Here is an 18,530-nt window from a genome sequence, read left to right on the forward strand (position 1 = left end):
TAAATCATACAGGTTTTTATTTTGTCTTCTGTTTTGATAAGATGAATATATAACATATAGGGGAGGATTTATGATGAGAAATATAAATCAATTTTTTGATGAACCGATTACAGAGATTATTAAGAGAAGAACATCTGTGAGGAGCTATAGAGGGGAGAAAGTATTAAAAGAAGAAGAAGAAAAAATAATTGATGAGATTAGTAAATACAAAGCCCCCTTCAACACAAAAGTACGATTTAAAGTAATTCATGACGATTATATTGACAAAGAAAAGGATGGAAAGATAGGTACATATGGAGTTATAAAAGGATCAAAGACTTACCTTTTAGGCATTATGGGGACGGGAGAAAAAGCTTTAGAGGATTTAGGATATACATTTGAAAAAGCACTTTTATATGGAACTTCCCTTGGATTGGCAAGCTGTTGGCTAGGGGGAACATTTAAAAAGAGTAGTTTTGAAAAATTAGCAGGATTAACAGACGAAGAAGCACTCCCCATTGTTTCACCTATAGGATATGAAGCAGACAAGAAAACTTTTGTAGATACTACCATGAGATTTCTCGCTGGATCTAATAAAAGAAAGGATTGGAGCGAATTATTTTTTGATAAGTCCTTTAAACACCCTTTAGACCCAATAGAGGCAGGGGAATATAAGACGGCACTGGAGATGGTACGGTTAGCTCCTTCCGCTTCAAACAAGCAACCTTGGAGAATGGTAAAAAATGGTAATGTATGGAATTTATTTCTTCATCCAACAAAGGGTTATGGAAAGGGATTAGGATTTAATATTCAAAGGATAGATATAGGGATTGCCATGTGTCATTTTGAAATGACTGTAGTGGAGGCTGGTATTAAAGGTGGCTGGAGGGTATTAAAGGATGTAAAACCAGAGGTAAATGAAGGGGCTGAATATGTAGTTAGTTGGATAGAAGAATAAAATTAAGTGCCTATATATTTTGCAATTAAAAACCAACCTAACTAAATAGGTTGGTTTTTAATTATTAAGCAAAAACTTACTTCTTTATGAACATTTGAGTATATACGTAGCCATAACGGGGACTACGACGTACACCTATGCCTATATGAGTAAAATCTGGATGCAGAATGTTTTGTCTGTGACCACTGGAGTTCATTAATGCTGTATGGGCAGCAGATACAGAAGAATTACCAGCTAAGTTTTCTCCTGCTACAATATATTCTACCCCAAAGCTGTCCAACATTTCAAAAGGACTACCATAGGTAGGAGAGTAGTGACTAAAGTAATTTTGGTCAACCATATCTTGAGATTTAATCCCTGCTACTCTGGCAACTTCTTGATCGATTGAAAGGGTAGGCAATCCATTTTTAGCCCTTTCTTGATTAACTAGATCCACCATTTGTAGGGCTTGACTCTGTATGTCGCCAGTGGGACCTTCTGCCCTATCTTGGGGAGTATTATCATCAACATTGGGTGTTGTTTCTCTTTCCTGTGGAGTTGGTCTATATAAGTCTGGCTCATCATCGGGTGTAAGCGTATCTGGTGGAACAAATCGATCAGCGATGTTTCCGTCATTTTCTGGGGGAATAATGTCAGCATCAGGTGTCGTTGGTTCAGGCTTTCTTACAATCGGCTCTTGTTGAGGTGCATCTTCTCTAATCACTGGTTTTGCACTATTTGTATCAATACTACCTATCCGATTGTCCTTCATCTGAACAACGTAACGATCACCAACTTCATCCAATACCTTAACGACATCATTACGTTGCAGCTTTGCAATGGTATTAAAATCAATTCCAATACCATTCTTTACCTCAGCAGAATCAACGACAATTTCACAGTATTGAACAGGCGCCACTCTAAAGATGGATGATTGGTTTGTTTCCATCTGCCCATTGTTATGATCTTCCTCTAGAGGTCGTTGTTGTGGACTTCTACAGGAGATCAAAGAGAGACATAAAATAAGTAACAATAAATATTTTTTTTTCATATTGTAGCCTCCATTTGATATGATATTTTTGAACAAAAAGAATCCTAAATATATTATTAGTAATTTAAGAGAAATATATATTCATAAATAGGTGTTAAATTATGTAAATACAACTTTAACCTGGTTAAAAGCTCTGAGCTGGAATCTCTAGCTTGCTTAAAATCATAATTGTGATAGAAATATGGGTTTTTGATGAAAAGTTTTCATAATATTTACAAAGTAATATTATACATTTTTAAATGAAATTGCACCTTCTGCATATAATATAATAATAAAAAGAGTTTACACTCTTACCAATTCACCAAAGGAACCAATAGACCTGGAGGTGCATTATATGAGAAGCATAACCTATGGAGAATTAACTTTTGAAGAGGCTTGTAGGAAAATTAAGGAGTATACGAAGAAGGACTCAACAGCTGATTATGTAATTTCTGTAGGAACGGATTCACAAAATATTGGTAATATTACTAAAATCGTTTCAGTAATCACCCTTGTACGAAAGACCAAGGGAGGCATTTTTTTTTATGATATAAAGAAAGTTAAAAAAGTTAAAAACCTAAGACAAAAAATACTTATGGAAACACAATCCAGCATAGAGCTGGCAAATGAGCTTGTAAAGTTTTTAAATGACAACGAAATAGATGCTCCACTGGAGGTTCATATTGATATTGGTGAGCATGGGGAAACAAAACATTTAATCAAAGAAATCGTTGGGTGGGTAATGGGATTAGGTTTTAAATGTTGTATGAAACCCGATTCCTATACTTCATCAGGAATAGCCGATAAGATTTCAAAGAGAGGTAGTCGCGTTGGATAAAAAATAAAGTAATAAAACCCCAGTCTTAGGACTTTACTCCATAGAACTGGGGATTTTTTATAACGAATAATTTACTCTAGCAATTATAGTATAGTGTGCTATATTACCCAATTTCCATTTCTAAAGATTGGATAGACAGTACCATCATGGGTCTCGCCATCTACAGACATGTCAGCAGAACCAATCATGAAGTCAACGTGTGTAAGACTTGTGTTAGCACCTTTCGCTTCTAACTCTGCTTTAGATAATTTACCCCCATCTTCAATACAAAGGGGATATGCAGAGCCTATCGCCAAGTGACTGGAGGCGTTTTCATCAAATAAGGTATTGTAGAAAACAACATTAGAATCGGATACTGGAGAGTGGTGGGGTACTAGAGCAACTTCCCCTAAATAAAGAGAACCTTCATCGGTTTCAATTAGTTTCTTTAAGGCTTCATAGCCTCTTTCTGCTGTAATTTCAATAATACGACCTTCTTTAAAAGTCATCGTAAAGTTTTCGATTGTTTGGCCACCATAGTTTAGTGGTTTTGTACTGGTTACATGACCATTTACACCAGTCTTTGTAGGTAAAGTAAATACTTCTTCAGTAGGCATATTCGGTATAAACTCTACACCGTTGTCATTCTTCAGACCTCCACCTACCCAGATATGTCCTTCTGGTAAGTCTACAGTAAGATGAGTACCCTTGCCTGTAAATGTTACGGTTTTGAATTTTTTAGCGTTTAAGAAGCTTAGACCCTTCTTTAAGTTGGTAATGTGGTCTACCCATCCTTGGACAGGGTCTTCCATATCAACTCTAGTCACTTTGAAGATACTCTCCCAAAGCTTATCAACACGTTTCTCTTCCTTTAGGTGTGGGAAAACCTTGTTAGCCCATTCAATAGTTGGAACAGATACAATACCCCAGCTTACTTTACCTGTTTGGGTATATTTTCTGAAGCCTTGCATTGCTTCAGCAGCAGTCTTATTGAAGGTAGCGATTCTTTGAGGCTCGACGTCCTTTAATAGGTCTGGGTTGGTGGCAGAGATAGATAAAAATGCAGCTCCGTCTGCCGCCATTTCTTCAAACCCTTTCGCCTTCCAAATTGGATAATGCTTAAAGCTTTCTTCTGGAGCATTTAAGTATTTAATCAGAGTCATTTCCTCGTCAGTCCATTCAACATGTACGTTTTTAGCTCCTGCTTCGTAGGCCTTTTTAGCCACTAATCTAACAAATTCAGCAGAGCTAATCGGACAAGTAATCACTAAGGTTTGGTCTTTTTGAAGATTAATTCCTACTTTGATCACTAGCTCTGCGTATTTATTAAGGTTTGTTTGAAAATTTTCCAAATGAAAAAACCTCCTTTTATATATAAAATAATCTTTATATTCTAATAATGAGGGTTTTTTAATAAAATGTCAACATAATAAGGCAAGTGAAGGGTAGCATACGTCAAAATAATTCAAGCCTTTATCAACTTATATAAAGACTGAAATAACTAGGGATTACTGGGTTATGCTATATAAGGGATAAGACTGAATATTTAAAAATCTTTTAACCTTTAACATAAATATAACCATTAAACTATATTATTATGATAAGATGGAGTTAGGGAGTTAAGAAAGAGGCATAATGTTTCTCCACTGAAAAGGGAATTCTTAATGGAGGGTTGCATAATGTTAAATGGAGCGAAAATAAGGGAAATCAGAACTATGAAGGGATATACAACTAGGGATGTGGCGAGATCTACAAAGATATCCAAGAGTTATATTGAGGAATTGGAGCGGGGAACTAAAATAAATCCTTCTTTTAATAAGGTTGTGTCGATAGCACAGTTATTAGGAGCAAAGGTAGATGAATTGATTATAACTACAGATTAAAACAAAGATAATAGTGAGAAAACCCTACAATCAATGAAATGCTCAGGGGAGTATATCAAGGTGTAGGGTTTTAAATATTTTTAAATAAACAGTTGCATATCAGAATTTATAGCGTCTTCTAAATACTCCTTGGACGTAATAATCTCAATCTCTGGTAATAGTTCATCAGGTTTGAAGCCCATAATATCAACCGACAACTTACAACCATAGAATTTGACTCCTTTTTTACGGGCACCATTTAAAAAATCTATCAGACGGGGAGCATCATCGTCCTTCATCATTTCCAATAGCATTTCTTTTCCCACTCCTGCAAAATTCATCTTGGATAAAGGCAAGTCTTCTGGTCCTTTAGGTGTCATCATTCCAAACATCTTTTCATAAGTAGTCTTTTCTTCATCGGAAGTTTTATCAGGATCTCTTACCAAGAACAGTCCCCAAAAGCCAAAGAATATGGTAACATCCACATCCATTTCTCTGGCGGTATTAGCTAAAATAAGGGCTGCCATAGCTTTATCATAATCTCCGCTAAACATCAACAAATTCATTTTTTTTGGCAAGATACATTTCCTCCTTTGTTATTTAAGTTTGAGTGAATTCACGTCACTTTAAAAATTTCTATAATGGTTTTTTCATTTTTAGTCTAACCAATGAATAGAAAATTATAAGTTTTTAAAAGAAGTTAGGAGAGTCCTTGTATAAATCAATATAATATTGCTTGTTGGAGGTAATAGTCCATAGTAGTGCAATTAATTTATCTATCTCATGAATCTGGTTATATAAACCAAAGCTAATTCTTACCATGCCAGGTCGTGGAAGCTCAGGGTGTTGAATATGTTCTTGGAGTTTTTCATCGGGGATACCCAGTAGCTTTTGTACATAGGGCTGTGCACAGAAACATCCGTTCCGAACAGCAATGCCACCCTCCATGGATAGGATTTTTGCTGTTAAATCATGGGAAATACCTTTAATATTAAATGGCACAATAGAAACCCGATTTTTCAGGTGTATACAATCACCATACAACTCCACCTCGGGAACCTGTCGCATCCGCATTAATGCATATTCCATCAGTCGATACTCATGGTATTCTATTTTTTTCATGTCTAGTTGAGACAAGGTTTTGATGGCGGCTATTAGGGCCACAACCCCAAATACATTAGGAGTTCCTGCTTCTTCTCTTTGGGGAACATCCGCCCAAAGAATTTGATTATGGGTTACTAAATCTACCGTGCCTCCACCTACTAAATCTGGTGGATTGGTAGAAAAAGAAGTTTGGGGTGCCACCAGTACACCTATTCCAAAGGGAGCGTACATCTTATGACCTGAAAAAACTAAGTAATCGATATGTTGTGGAGAGCTATGGGGCTTCATTTCGACTGGGGAATGGGGGACAAGTTGAGCACCGTCCACTAATATTTTGCAGTTATACTGATGAACAAGGGTAGCAATTTCATAAATAGGATTTTTATGACCAGTAACATTGGATGCACCAGTGACTACCACCAATTTCACCGATCCATTATATTTCTCCAGCTTATATTTAAGGTCTTCAATATTTAGTCTTCCGTCTTCATCAATATCAATATAGCCTACACGATAGTTTCTACGCCAAGGTAAATCGTTGGAGTGGTGCTCCATACAAGTGGACAAAACAACTGGCTGTTCATCGGTTGAAGATAGACTATGGGCCACTTTATTAATGGCTTCTGTCGTATTTTTAACAAATATAACGGTGTCTTTAGATAAATCTGCATTGACAAATTCTCCAACTGTTTTACGGGCATTTTCATAAAAATGGGATGATAGTTGCGACTTGTATCCAGTTCCCCTATGAATCGAGGAGTACCATGGTGAAAAATTCATGATTTCCTGCATTACAGCACAAAAAGGCGGAGTAGTAGCTGCATTATCAAAATTGATGGCAGTTACTAATCTTCCATTCCTCAGGGGGACAGTGGTATCAGCCCCAACAATTAAGTTTTCATAATTGGAAGGATAATAATTATCATACATAAACTGTCACCTACTCATTTATTCTTTCTTATTAGTTTATGAAGAAGCCGATGATATGTGATGATTAGGACAAAAATAAAAGGAACTCATTGTCAGATGAGTTCCTTAGTTTAAAAGCTTATTATAAGTTAATTTTAACTGGAAATTGATTCTTTAATTCTTCAATCTTGTTGTAATAAACTTCTTGTTGCTTCATTGTAACCAATTGTTGAGTTAATTGGGGTTTTACTTCTTCAAGAGGACTAACCTCAGAAGGTTGTTTTTCCATTACCTTGATTAAGTGGAATCCGAATTGTGTTTGAACAGGCTTGCTGATTGCTCCAGCTTCCATAGCAAATGCAGCTTCTTCAAATTCAGGCACCATTCTACCTCTTTGGAAGGAACCTAAATCCCCGCCTTGAGCTTTTGATGGACATTTAGAGTGCTTTTCAGCGGCTTCCTCGAAGGATAATCCGTCATTGATTTCTTCTAAGATTGAGTTGGCAGTTGCTTCATCATCTACTAGGATGTGGGATGCATGGACAGATTCTGGTGAAATGAACTTATCTTTGTTTTCAGTGTAGAATCCTGCTACGTCAGCTTCACTTACTGTAACATCCTTAATTGCTAAGTTGATTGCATATTGCTTAAGTAGATTTTCCTTCATTTTTTCTACTTCATTAACAAAAGCTTCGTCTTTGTCTAAGCCTTTGTTGATAGCATCTAAGTAAAATAACTCTTGGTTTACTAACTCTTCTACTAGTTTTTGTTTACCTTCTGGCGATGCAAATTGCATTGCTCGTTGAGGATCAATGTTTTTTAATACATTCTCCACGTATTCTTGAGTAATCTGCTTCTCGCCGACTCTGGCTACTACTTGATTTTTTTCCATATAATAACGCTCCTTTATAATGGTATCTATGTCATCATATCAAAAATTAGTGTATGTGTCCAATGATGACCTATGTTAGTTATACCTAGATTGTGGATATAATATTAAAAGAAAAGTAATATTTGTAAAATTCTGTGTAGACCAAGCAACTGGCTTGACTAGGGTTGAATAAATAGATATACTGGTACATAATTGAATTGTTATGCAATTTAATTTAAAATATAATATTTCAAGGAGTCGATAACATGAAAATACCACCTTTGCGGATAGGTGAATTGATTGCAAATGTCCCCATCATACAGGGAGGAATGGGGGTAGGAGTTTCTCTTTCGAAATTGGCATCTGCTGTTGCAAATGAGGGAGGAATTGGAATTATTTCTGGAGTGCAAATAGGCTTTAGGGAGCCAGATTTTGAATCCAACTGTGACGAAGCAAACGTGAGAGGACTAATAAAAGAGATTAGAAAAGCTAGAGAGTTGAGTCCTGAAGGCATATTAGGTGTAAATCTCTTAGTAGCAATTAATAACTATAAAGATATGGTGAAGGCAGCAGTAGAGGAGAAGATTGACCTGATTATATCTGGTGCTGGATTACCAACAGATCTTCCTGCATTAATTAAAGGCAGTAAAACTAAAATAGCTCCAGTGGTGTCATCTGGTAAAGCAGCAGCACTGATGGCTAAAATGTGGAAGAAGAGATTTAACTATACACCCGACCTTGTGATTGTAGAGGGGCCAGAGGCTGGTGGACACTTAGGCTTCTCTATGGAACAATTGCAAGATGAGATAAAACCAGATTTAACAAACATAGTAAAAGAAGTAATTGAGGCTCTTAATCCTTTTAAACTTGATAATGGAGAGAGTATTCCGGTAATAGCAGCTGGTGGGATATTTGATGGAGCAGATATTGCTAAGTACATAAAGTTAGGAGCCGCTGGGGTACAGATGTCTACACGGTTTGTAACTACCCATGAATGTGATGCTCATCCTAAATTTAAAGAGGCGTATATACAAGCTACTGAAGCTGATATTCAGTTGGTAAAGAGTCCAGTAGGAATGCCCGGTAGGGCAATTCGAAATGCCTTTATTGAAAAGGTAGAGGCGGGCAATGCAGCCATCAAAAAGTGCTATGACTGTCTAAAACCTTGTGATCCTAGAGTAAGTCCCTATTGCATCTCTACGGCTTTAATTAATTCAGTATTAGGTAATACTGATGATGGATTGATCTTCGTAGGAAGCAATGCCCATAGATTAGATAAAATTGTATCGGTCAAGGAACTGATACAAGCGCTGATAAATGAAACAGAAGTAGCATTAGGATAAATAGAAAAAATAAAAAAACCGCTATTAAAAAATATAGCGGTTTTTTTGATGCAATTATGTTGTGTTGAAGTAGCTATAGGTAAAATAGATCATATACTACTGTAAATAATTACAAATTAATACTAGAAAAAAATAGATACGTAAGAAGGAATTAGAATGTTATACGCGAATAGAGTACTGAAAGAAGGAAGTAATACTACAGAAATGTTACTATTAGGATTTATAAAAAGGAGAGAAGAAAATATGGATCAGATTAAAGATAATCGTCAATGGATGAAGGCAAACTTTGATGAACTAAAGGAGATAGAAACTGATCAAAGAAAGGAGTTGCCCCAGCCACCTTTGCAGAAGGAAGTTTCAGAATCAGATGGTAAAAAGATAAGGCTACCCAAAGTAAACAAAGAAGCATTATCTAATAATGATTTGCTGAAGGTTCTTCAGAAGAGAAGAAGCCATCGGAAATTTGAGAATAAAGCATTAACTTTGGAGGAATTTTCCTTTTTATTGTGGGCCACACAGGGAATAGATGAAATAAAAGGGGATAACTATGCCACGTTAAGGCCTGTACCCTCTGGTGGCGCTAGACATCCCTTTGAAACCTACTTAGCAATCAATCAAGTCGAAGGCTTGCAGAAGGGAATCTATCGTTATTTACCTTTAAGTCATGAGCTTCTTTTCCTATTTGAAATCGAAGACATGGAGGACACTGTTAGCACAGCTTGTCTTGGACAAAAGTTTGTGGGAAATAGTGCTTGTGTATTTATATGGAGTTGTATACCTTATCGAGGCGAATGGAGATATAATGTGGCTGCCCACAAAACAATGCTGCTGGATGCAGGGCATTTATGCCAAAACCTATACTTGGCATGTGAAGCAATAAATTGTGGAACCTGTGCCATTGGAGCATATGATCAAAAAATGATTGATGGTTTATTAAAATTAGATGGGGAAGATGAATTCGTTGTGTACTTATCACCGGTAGGGAAGATATAGGTATACGTTAGAAATATTCTTTACAAAGTAAAGTAACTAATGTAGGAAATATCTCGAATAAGATAAGGAAATTAATGACTAAAAAATTATGATTGATCAATTTCAGAAAGTATGTTAAAAATTTAATAATCCAGAAGGAAATAGTGCTTTCTTTGATGAATAAAATATTGTTATAATAAAAACAGAGGGAAATTAACTAAAAAAGTGGAAGTGTTAAAAAAAAATCCACTATAAATCCTTCTGACTTTTTTATATAATAAAAAGGTATACATGATACATTGCTTCTATCAACGATAGATCAATATAAAAACTAAAAGGAGGAACACAATAATGGCTAGAAAAATGAAAACCATGGATGGTAATGCGGCAGCAGCATATTGTGCATACGCATTTACCGATGTAGCGGCTATTTATCCAATCACTCCATCCTCAAACATGGCTGAAAATGTCGATGAATGGAGTTCATATGGACAGAAGAATCTTTTCGGTCAAACAGTAAAAGTAACGGAAATGCAATCAGAAGCAGGAGCGGCTGGAGCGGTACACGGTTCATTGGCAGCTGGTGCCTTAACCACTACTTTCACAGCTTCTCAAGGATTATTATTAATGATTCCTAATATGTACAAAATTGCAGGGGAATTATTACCAGGAGTTTTCCATGTTAGTGCCCGTGCAATTGCTGGACATGCTCTTTCAATCTTTGGAGATCACTCTGACGTAATGTCAGCTAGACAGACTGGATGTGCTTTGTTAGCAACAGGTAGTGTTCAAGAGGTTATGGACTTAGCTGGTGTTGCTCATTTAGCTTCTATCAAAGGTAGAGTACCATTCATTCATTACTTCGATGGATTCAGAACTTCCCACGAAGTACAAAAAATTGAAGTAATTGAGTATGATGAATTTGCTAAATTATTAGACTGGGATGCTGTAAAAACCTTCAGAAACAATGCTTTAAACCCAGAAAACCCAGTTCTTAGAGGAACTGCACAAAACCCAGACATCTTCTTCCAAGCTAAAGAAGCAGCTAACCGTTTCTACGATGCAATTCCTGATATCGTAAATAACTATATGCAGGAAATCACTAAGTTAACGGGAAGAGAGTATGCTCCTTTCAACTACTATGGTGCTGAAGATGCAGAAAACGTAATCATCGCTATGGGTTCTGTGACAGACACTATTGAAGAAACAATTGATTACCTATTAGAGAAGGGCGAAAAAGTAGGGGTAGTTAAAGTACATTTATACAGACCATTCTCTGAAAAATATTTCTTTGATGTATTACCAGCAACTGTTAAGAAGATTGCTGTATTAGATAGAACAAAAGAGCCAGGTGCATTAGCTGAGCCTTTACACTTAGATATTAAATCTTTATTCTTTGGAAAAGAAAATGCTCCAGTAATCGTTGGAGGAAGATATGGATTAGGTTCAAAAGACACTGTTCCATCTCAAATCTTAGCTGTATACAACAACTTAAAGTTAGATCAACCTAAAGATAGATTTACTCTTGGTATCATTGATGATGTAACTCATACATCTTTACCAATTGATGAGAAAATCAGCACAGCTCCAAAAGGAAACATCAGATGTAAGTTCTGGGGATTAGGTTCTGACGGAACTGTAGGAGCTAACAAGAGTGCTATCAAGATTATCGGAGATAACACTGACATGTATGCTCAAGCATACTTCTCTTATGACTCTAAAAAGTCTGGTGGGGTAACAATCTCTCACTTACGTTTTGGTCATAAGCCAATCAAGTCAACTTACCTAATTGACGAAGCTGACTTTGTTGCCTGTCACAACCAATCCTACGTAAATCAATATGATTTATTAAAGGGATTAAAGAAGGGCGGAACTTTCTTATTAAACTGTATCTGGTCTCCAGAAGAGTTAAACGAAAAGTTACCTGCTTCAATGAAGAAATATATTGCTGAGAAAGATATCAACTTCTACACAATCAATGCTACTGACATCGCTGCTGAAATTGGATTAGGTGGAAGAATTAACATGATCTGTCAATCTGCTTTCTTCAAGTTAGCTCAAGTTATCCCAGTAGAAGATGCCATCAAGTATCTTAAAGAAGCAATCGTGGACTCTTACGGAAACAAAGGTGAAAAGATTGTCAACATGAACTTTGAAGCGGCTGAGCGTGGCGTAAATGCTTTAACTAAGATCGAAGTACCATCTGCTTGGGTAGGAGCATCTGATGAAGCTGCAGCTACTAAAGAAGAGCCAGAATTCATCAAGAACATCCTAAGACCAATGAACGCACAAGAGGGAGATAACTTACCAGTAAGTGCATTCTTAGGTACTGAAGACGGTACGTTCCCATTAGGAACTTCTCAATATGAAAAGCGTTGTATTGCTGTAAATGTACCAGAGTGGATTGCAGAAAACTGTATCCAATGTAATCAATGTTCTTATGTATGTCCTCACGGATGTATCAGACCATTCTTAGCAAATGAAGAAGAACTTTCAAATGCACCAGAAGGCTTTACAACATTAAAGACTATGGGTAAAGAGTTCGAAGGATTACAATACAGAATGCAAGTAAGTCCATTAGACTGTACAGGTTGTGGAAACTGTGCTGATATCTGTCCTTCAAAGAAGAAGGCCCTTGTTATGGAGCCAGTTGAATCTCAATTTACTGAAATACCAAGATGGGATTACGCAATCAGTACAATTACTGACAAGTCTCATTTAACTAACATCGAAACTGTAAAGGGTAGCCAATTTGCTAGACCATTATTCGAGTTTTCAGGAGCTTGTGCTGGTTGTGGGGAAACGCCATACGTTAAGTTAGTTACTCAATTATTCGGTGATAGAATGATGGTAGCAAATGCTACAGGTTGTTCTTCAATCTATGGTGGTAGTGCACCGTCAGTACCATACTGCAAAAATGCAGAAGGTAAAGGTCCAGCTTGGGCAAACTCTTTATTCGAAGACAACGCTGAGTTTGGATACGGTATGTATTTAGCATCTTCTCAAATCAGAGCTAGATTAGCTGACTTAATGGCTGAAGGTTTAGACGCTGACTTCTCAGCTGAATTAAAGGATGCCTTCAAGTTATGGTTAGAAAACAAAGAAGAAGGTAAAGCATCTAAAGAAGCAACCTACAAGTTACTTCCATTACTTGAAGCTAATAAAGGTAATGCAATTGTAGATGAAATCCTTGAAAAGAAGCAATATCTAATCAAGCAATCAGTTTGGATGTTTGGTGGAGATGGTTGGGCTTATGACATCGGGTTCGGTGGATTAGACCATGTAATCGCTTCTGGAGATGACGTAAATATCCTTGTAATGGATACAGAAGTTTACTCCAATACTGGTGGACAGTCTTCTAAGGCATCCCCAACAGCTTCAATCGCTAAGTTCGCTGCTTCTGGTAAGAAAATTAAGAAGAAGGACCTTGGTATGATTGCAATGAGCTACGGTTATGTATATGTTGCACAAGTAGCAATGGGAGCTGACAAGAACCAATTAATCAAGGCGATGAAGGAAGCAGAAGCTTACAAAGGACCTTCTATCGTAATTGCATACTCACCATGTATCGCTCATGGTATCAAAGCTGGTATGGGTAAAACTCAAGAGCAATCAAAGAGAGCGGTAGAAGCTGGATACTGGCATTTATACAGATTCAACCCAGAGCTAAAGGAACAAGGTAAGAATCCATTCATCCTTGATTCTAAAGAGCCTAAGGAATCCTTCAAAGACTTCCTAATGGGAGAAGTTCGTTATGCTTCATTATTGAAGACTTTCCCAGAGCAAGCAGAAGAATTATTTGCTAAGTCTCAAAAAGAAGCTGAAGAAAGATACCAAACTTACAGTAAATTAGCTCAAGCATAATTTATAAATAAAATCTATAGATAAAACAAAAAGACGGAGGGTGCATCCTCCGTCTTTTTATGATATTCAAAAATAGAAGTGACAAATGTGGATAAGATCTATAAGTAACTTTTATATCGATAGAAGATACTCCGAAATAAAGATTAGTTATTGCTTAATAAACCCAGTATAATTAAAAATACTTATGTAGTTTTACAATAACAATAAGATTGTTTGACGCTAGATTAGTTTTAGATAACCTAGTGTCTAAATGACAAAAATTGAGTATAATAGAAGTATGCAATAAAATCATAGATCAGGGGGGATAGGGGTGCTGGGATTAACTTTAGAAGGTGGAGGAGCAAAAGGCTCCTATCAGATAGGGGCTTGGAAGGCATTTAAAGAATTGGGGATAGATTTTGATGGAATATCAGGAACCTCAGTGGGAGCATTAAATGGAGCCATGATGCTCCAAGAGGATTTTGATTTGGCCCACGAACTTTGGTACAATATGACACCCACAACAATAATGGATATAGATGAACGTATATACGAAATGTTTGGGGAGAGTGAAGTAAGTTCAGGGAGTCTTGGTGTTATTTATGAGGAAGTAAAGCGAATTATTAAAGGGCAAGGGATCGACCCTAAACCATTGAGGCATCTAGTAAGACAGTATGTCAATGAAGAAGTCATCAGAAAGTCTCCAAAGCATTTTGGTTTTGTTACCGTATGTTTGACGGACCGAAAGCCCTTAGAGATTTATAAAGAGGATGTACCAGATGGAAAAATGGCGGATTATCTGGTAGCATCATCCTATTTACCTATATTTAAATCTAAAAAATTAGATGGAAAGGTTTTTCTTGATGGGGGATTTTATAACAATTTGCCAATAGAAATGCTATATAAAAAAGGTTGCAAAAAAGTCATTGCAGTTCGCTTACTCAGTAAAGGGCGGGTAAAAAAAGTAGAGTATGAGGATTTAGAGATTACTTATATTTCACCTAATCAACCACTAGGGGGTATAATGGCTTTTACTAAAGATCTGGCAAGACATAATATGACGTTGGGTTATTTTGATACTTTAAGGGTATTTAAAAACCTTAATGGTAGTACTTACTATATACAGGACAGGATACAGGATTCGGTAGCTTTAAAATTTTTTATGGGGCTTGGAGAAGAGTGTATTAATAAGCTGGGAAGTCTATTTAACTTAACCACTACTTTACCTGCTAATCGATTGATGGTGGAGGAGGTTATACCAAAGCTCATTGCTTTAATGGGATTAGATAAGAATGCAACCTATGGTGAGGTGTTGACCAGTATTATTGAAAATATGGCAGCGTATCACAATATAGAGCCCTTCAAAATTTATGATACGGAGACTTTGCTGGAGGAGATCACTTATATAAAAAGCTGTAGCAATGAAGAAAAAGGAGTAGAGATGGGTAATTATATTATTAAAGACCTTCTACTAAGACTAGACAAGGAAAAACTGTTAAAGGAAGCAATTAGGATAATATTAATGAGTAATCAGAAACTAGTCATCTATAACTAAAATATTATTTCATTGTTCCTTATGTAAGGAGGTGATGTGTTTGTCCTTATTAAATGGATTTACTATTTTTTTTACGATTTTGACAATCTCAATTAGTGTAATGATTCTTATGGAGAATCGAAGCCCTTCTAGAACCGTGGCATGGCTATTGGTATTAATTCTTTTACCTGTCATAGGAATTTTTCTGTATCTATATATAGGACAGAACCATAAAAAGAAGAGAACCTTTATCAAAAAATCTCAGCAGGATTATAGGATCCTATCACAGCTGTTGAAGGAGCAAGCTTCCTTTACTAAGAACTCAGATTTCTTTCTCGAGAACATAACAGGGATTAAGAGTAAGGTCATTCCCCTTTTAATGAAAAATACTAACTCTCCGATTACAGTCAATAATGAATCTAAAATACTTCAAAATGGTAAAATAACCTATGAGGCAATGTTGGAGTCCATATCCTTGGCGGAAGACCATATTCATATGGAATACTTTATCATTAAGGATAGTGGGATCGGCAGAAGGATAAGGGATGCCCTAATAGAAGCTGCCAATAGGGGCGTTAAAGTGAGGGTATTGTACGATGCTGTCGGGTCATGGAGATTAAACAATGAGTTTTTGACCCCTCTAAAGGAAGCAGGAGTAAGGATAGAGGCATTTTTACCTGTATCTATCCCTCTTTTTGGGCATCGACTCAATTACAGGAATCATAGAAAAAATTTAATTGTGGATGGCACTACAGGTTTTCTAGGTGGGATAAATATTGGAGATGAATACCTAGGTATGGATAAGAAGTTGGGGTTTTGGAGGGATACCCACCTACAAATAAAGGGAGAAGTCGTATATGTGATGCAAGCCATTTTCTTAATGGATTGGTTTTTTGTAACAGGTGAGGTGATTGATGATCCCATCTATTTTCCAAGGCAGGGCTACTGTGGTACCCAGATGATTCAAGTTGCCTCCAGTGGTCCCGACTCCCAATGGGAAGCCATTCATCAAGCCTATTTCACAGCTATTGCAGCTGCCAAAAATAAGGTTTATATTACAACCCCCTACCTTATTCCTGATGAAAGTATTCTGATAGCTTTGAAGACTGCTGCCCTTAGGGGGGTGGATGTACGAATCATCGTCCCCAGCCATCCAGATCATCGAACGGTGTTTTGGGCATCTAGGTCCCATTTTAGGGAGCTACTACAGGCAGGCGTTAAGATCTATGAATACAAAAAGGGTTTTATTCATGGGAAGGTGATGCTGGTGGATGATGATTTTGTCAGTATTGGGACTGCCAATGTAGACATACGGAGTTTTCATTTAAATTTTGAGATCAATGCTTTTATTTATGACAAAGAAACGTCGGAGAAAATGATGTTTTATTTTATTGATGATTTTAGACATAGTCGTGAAATCACTTTGGAAGAGTATCACCATAGGCCATATATGGAGCGAATCAAAGAATCGGTGGCGAGATTGTTCTCACCTATATTGTAGACATGAAAAATACAGGCAAATTAGCCTGTATTTTTTATTAAAATCAATTCATTATTTGTCCACGGATAAAGGATATTCTCTTGCACTATAGTTGCTAACCTATGATATCCAGCAGGATGTTGTGTTAATCCTAAAATGCTCTTCTTGATTGCAGTGATTATTTTATGATTGTTTTGATTAGAGCTAGTCTTTTAATTAAACGTCCCTTGCTCTGTCTTTGATTTACAGTAACATATAGATGGATACTTAGACCCACAACTAAAGCTGGTACAACCCAACCAAAACCTTGACTAGCCAATGGAAGGGATTTAAGTGTATTGTTAATCATAGGGATTGAAACGTTAAAGTTGCCTAGAGCTTCAAATAAACTGATAACTAGGGTAACTAAGACGGTGCCAGTGTACACAATATTGTTTTTGATGAATCTATCTAATAATGCCAACACCACAAGCACGATGATGATCGGATATACCACCACTAGAAGTGGTACTGCCAAGCTAGTAATCTTATCTACACCTGCATTGGAGATCACCATACTGATTAAAGCAGTTATAATTGAAACTGTCTGGAAGCTCACTCTGCCCTTTGACAAGTTACTGAAGTATTCCCCTGCCGTGGCCGTCAGACCGATGGATGTCGTTAGGCAGGCCATACCTACTGAAATACCCAATAGTATTTTGCCAAATGTACCTAAAAGCCCAGCAGTAATGGTTATGATTAGCTCAGGTCTAGATAAATCCATTGAAAGATTCCCAGCTGTAGCCCCTAGATAAGCCAATCCACCGTAAACAATGGCCAGGCCAGCTGCTGCAACGATACCAGCTTGAACAGTTATTTTTGAAACCTCTTTTGACTCTGTGTAGCCCTTAGCTTTGATGGAGGCAACAATGATGGAACCGATAACCGTGGCTCCTAAAGCATCCATGGTTTGATAACCTTCACCAAATCCGCTGGCAAATGATACTCCTAAGCCTGTGTTAGCAATAGCTCCCTGAGGAGAGAATATACCCTTTGCAATAATTGACAATAGGGTAATCAATAGAACAGGCGTTAAGACTTTACCGATACTATCAATAATTGATGAAGATTTTAGTACAAAGAAAAGTACTATTGAGAAATAGATGGCTGAGAATAAAAGGGAATTCATATTAGGGAAGAATGGTACAATCGCCATTTCGTAGGTAGTGGCACTTGTTCTAGGAATAGCTAGTAGAGGCCCTAGGGACAAAATCACCACAATACTAAGTATAGTAGCAAATTTTTTGTTTGCCTTGGATGCCAACAACTCTAGGTTACCACCAAATTTTGAAACAGCCATAATTCCCATAAGGGGAAGACCTACTCCTGTTAAAAGGAAGCCAAATATAGCACCTATTAAATCAGTACCAGCCTTTTGTCCAAGAGCTGGAGGGAAGATTAGGTTTCCTGCTCCGAAGAACATAGCGAACAATGCGAAGCCAATAATAAAGATATCCTTGGTTTTTTTCTGCATTTTAAAAACCTCCTGTTTGTTAAAAAAATATCTATATATAATTTGAAGTTTCTTTCTTAATTTGATTATACCACAGGTTCAAATGAAATAAATCCCTTTGGATAATAGTCGAAATAGGAGTAATTACAACAATTGTCTAAATTATTAGTCTTGATTGAGATTCATTATCAGGGGTATAAATAGCAATTAAGATGCAAAAAAAGAGTTATTTACGATATAACAATGTTAATATATTAACGAATTATTTTGTAGAATAAGGGAGGTGCTGGGAAGGGGAGAAACATAAAAAACTCCCATCAGTAAGATAGATAGGAGTTTTTTATATTAGATTTAACT

General features: G+C 36.7%; 14 protein-coding genes. 8 read left to right on the forward strand and 6 right to left on the reverse strand.

What is annotated here, in order from left to right; translation table 11 throughout:
• Nucleotides 1–73 precede the first annotated feature (73 nt).
• On the forward strand, nucleotides 74–937 hold the full coding sequence (locus JOC73_RS07490) for a nitroreductase family protein (RefSeq protein WP_204401680.1): 864 nt from the start codon (nucleotides 74–76) through the stop codon (nucleotides 935–937).
• Between the two features lie 76 nt (nucleotides 938–1,013).
• On the opposite strand, the gene JOC73_RS07495 is transcribed toward JOC73_RS07490, so the two are convergent.
• Nucleotides 1,014–1,967: a CAP domain-containing protein gene (locus JOC73_RS07495; RefSeq protein WP_204401682.1), complete on the reverse strand. Its 954-nt coding sequence runs from the start codon at nucleotides 1,965–1,967 to the stop codon at nucleotides 1,014–1,016.
• Between the two features lie 334 nt (nucleotides 1,968–2,301).
• Between JOC73_RS07495 and JOC73_RS07500 the strand changes: the two genes are divergently transcribed.
• The gene (locus JOC73_RS07500) at nucleotides 2,302–2,784 is read left to right on the forward strand and encodes a ribonuclease H-like YkuK family protein (RefSeq protein WP_204401684.1); all 483 of its coding nucleotides are present in this window, start codon (nucleotides 2,302–2,304) and stop codon (nucleotides 2,782–2,784) included.
• Nucleotides 2,785–2,882: 98 nt separating this feature from the next.
• Here JOC73_RS07500 and JOC73_RS07505 read toward each other — a convergent pair whose 3' ends face one another.
• The gene (locus JOC73_RS07505; RefSeq protein ID WP_204401686.1) at nucleotides 2,883–4,115 is read right to left on the reverse strand and encodes an aminopeptidase; all 1,233 of its coding nucleotides are present in this window, start codon (nucleotides 4,113–4,115) and stop codon (nucleotides 2,883–2,885) included.
• A gap of 327 nt (nucleotides 4,116–4,442) precedes the next feature.
• Between JOC73_RS07505 and JOC73_RS07510 the strand changes: the two genes are divergently transcribed.
• Nucleotides 4,443–4,646, forward strand: coding sequence for a helix-turn-helix domain-containing protein (locus JOC73_RS07510; protein WP_243427883.1), 204 nt, complete (start codon nucleotides 4,443–4,445; stop codon nucleotides 4,644–4,646).
• A gap of 80 nt (nucleotides 4,647–4,726) precedes the next feature.
• Here JOC73_RS07510 and JOC73_RS07515 read toward each other — a convergent pair whose 3' ends face one another.
• From JOC73_RS07515 to JOC73_RS07525, 3 genes are all read right to left on the reverse strand, one after another.
• Nucleotides 4,727–5,203 (reverse strand): DsrE/DsrF/DrsH-like family protein, encoded by a 477-nt coding sequence (locus JOC73_RS07515; RefSeq protein WP_243427884.1) that lies wholly within the window; start codon nucleotides 5,201–5,203, stop codon nucleotides 4,727–4,729.
• Nucleotides 5,204–5,315: 112 nt separating this feature from the next.
• Complete coding sequence (locus JOC73_RS07520) at nucleotides 5,316–6,659, reverse strand: aminotransferase class V-fold PLP-dependent enzyme (protein ID WP_204401688.1); 1,344 nt, start codon at nucleotides 6,657–6,659, stop codon at nucleotides 5,316–5,318.
• Nucleotides 6,660–6,780: 121 nt separating this feature from the next.
• A complete protein-coding gene (locus JOC73_RS07525) occupies nucleotides 6,781–7,530 on the reverse strand; it encodes a peptidylprolyl isomerase (protein ID WP_204401690.1) in 750 nt (249 codons plus the stop codon).
• A 245-nt stretch (nucleotides 7,531–7,775) separates the two neighbouring features.
• Between JOC73_RS07525 and JOC73_RS07530 the strand changes: the two genes are divergently transcribed.
• The 5 genes from JOC73_RS07530 (at nucleotide 7,776) to cls (ending at nucleotide 16,702) form a co-directional block, all read left to right on the forward strand.
• The gene (locus JOC73_RS07530) at nucleotides 7,776–8,852 is read left to right on the forward strand and encodes an NAD(P)H-dependent flavin oxidoreductase (RefSeq protein WP_204401692.1); all 1,077 of its coding nucleotides are present in this window, start codon (nucleotides 7,776–7,778) and stop codon (nucleotides 8,850–8,852) included.
• A 156-nt stretch (nucleotides 8,853–9,008) separates the two neighbouring features.
• A complete protein-coding gene (locus JOC73_RS07535; RefSeq protein ID WP_330613138.1) occupies nucleotides 9,009–9,845 on the forward strand; it encodes a SagB/ThcOx family dehydrogenase in 837 nt (278 codons plus the stop codon).
• 330 nt (nucleotides 9,846–10,175) lie between these two features.
• Entirely contained in the window at nucleotides 10,176–13,688 is a 3,513-nt protein-coding gene (gene nifJ / locus JOC73_RS07540; RefSeq protein WP_204401694.1) for a pyruvate:ferredoxin (flavodoxin) oxidoreductase, read from the forward strand.
• 310 nt (nucleotides 13,689–13,998) lie between these two features.
• Nucleotides 13,999–15,222, forward strand: a complete 1,224-nt coding sequence (locus JOC73_RS07545) for a patatin-like phospholipase family protein (protein WP_204401696.1) — start codon at nucleotides 13,999–14,001, stop codon at nucleotides 15,220–15,222.
• 34 nt (nucleotides 15,223–15,256) lie between these two features.
• On the forward strand, nucleotides 15,257–16,702 hold the full coding sequence (gene cls, locus JOC73_RS07550) for a cardiolipin synthase (RefSeq protein ID WP_243427885.1): 1,446 nt from the start codon (nucleotides 15,257–15,259) through the stop codon (nucleotides 16,700–16,702).
• Nucleotides 16,703–16,859: 157 nt separating this feature from the next.
• Here the strand turns inward: cls and brnQ are convergent, their stop codons facing one another.
• Nucleotides 16,860–18,194 carry a branched-chain amino acid transport system II carrier protein gene (gene brnQ, locus JOC73_RS07555; protein WP_204401700.1) on the reverse strand — a complete coding sequence of 445 codons (1,335 nt, stop codon included), beginning with the start codon at nucleotides 18,192–18,194 and terminating at the stop codon, nucleotides 16,860–16,862.
• Nucleotides 18,195–18,530 lie beyond the last annotated feature (336 nt).

The sequence above is a fragment of the Alkaliphilus hydrothermalis genome (assembly GCF_016908555.1).
Classification (GTDB): Bacteria; Bacillota; Clostridia; order Peptostreptococcales; family Natronincolaceae; genus Alkaliphilus; species Alkaliphilus hydrothermalis.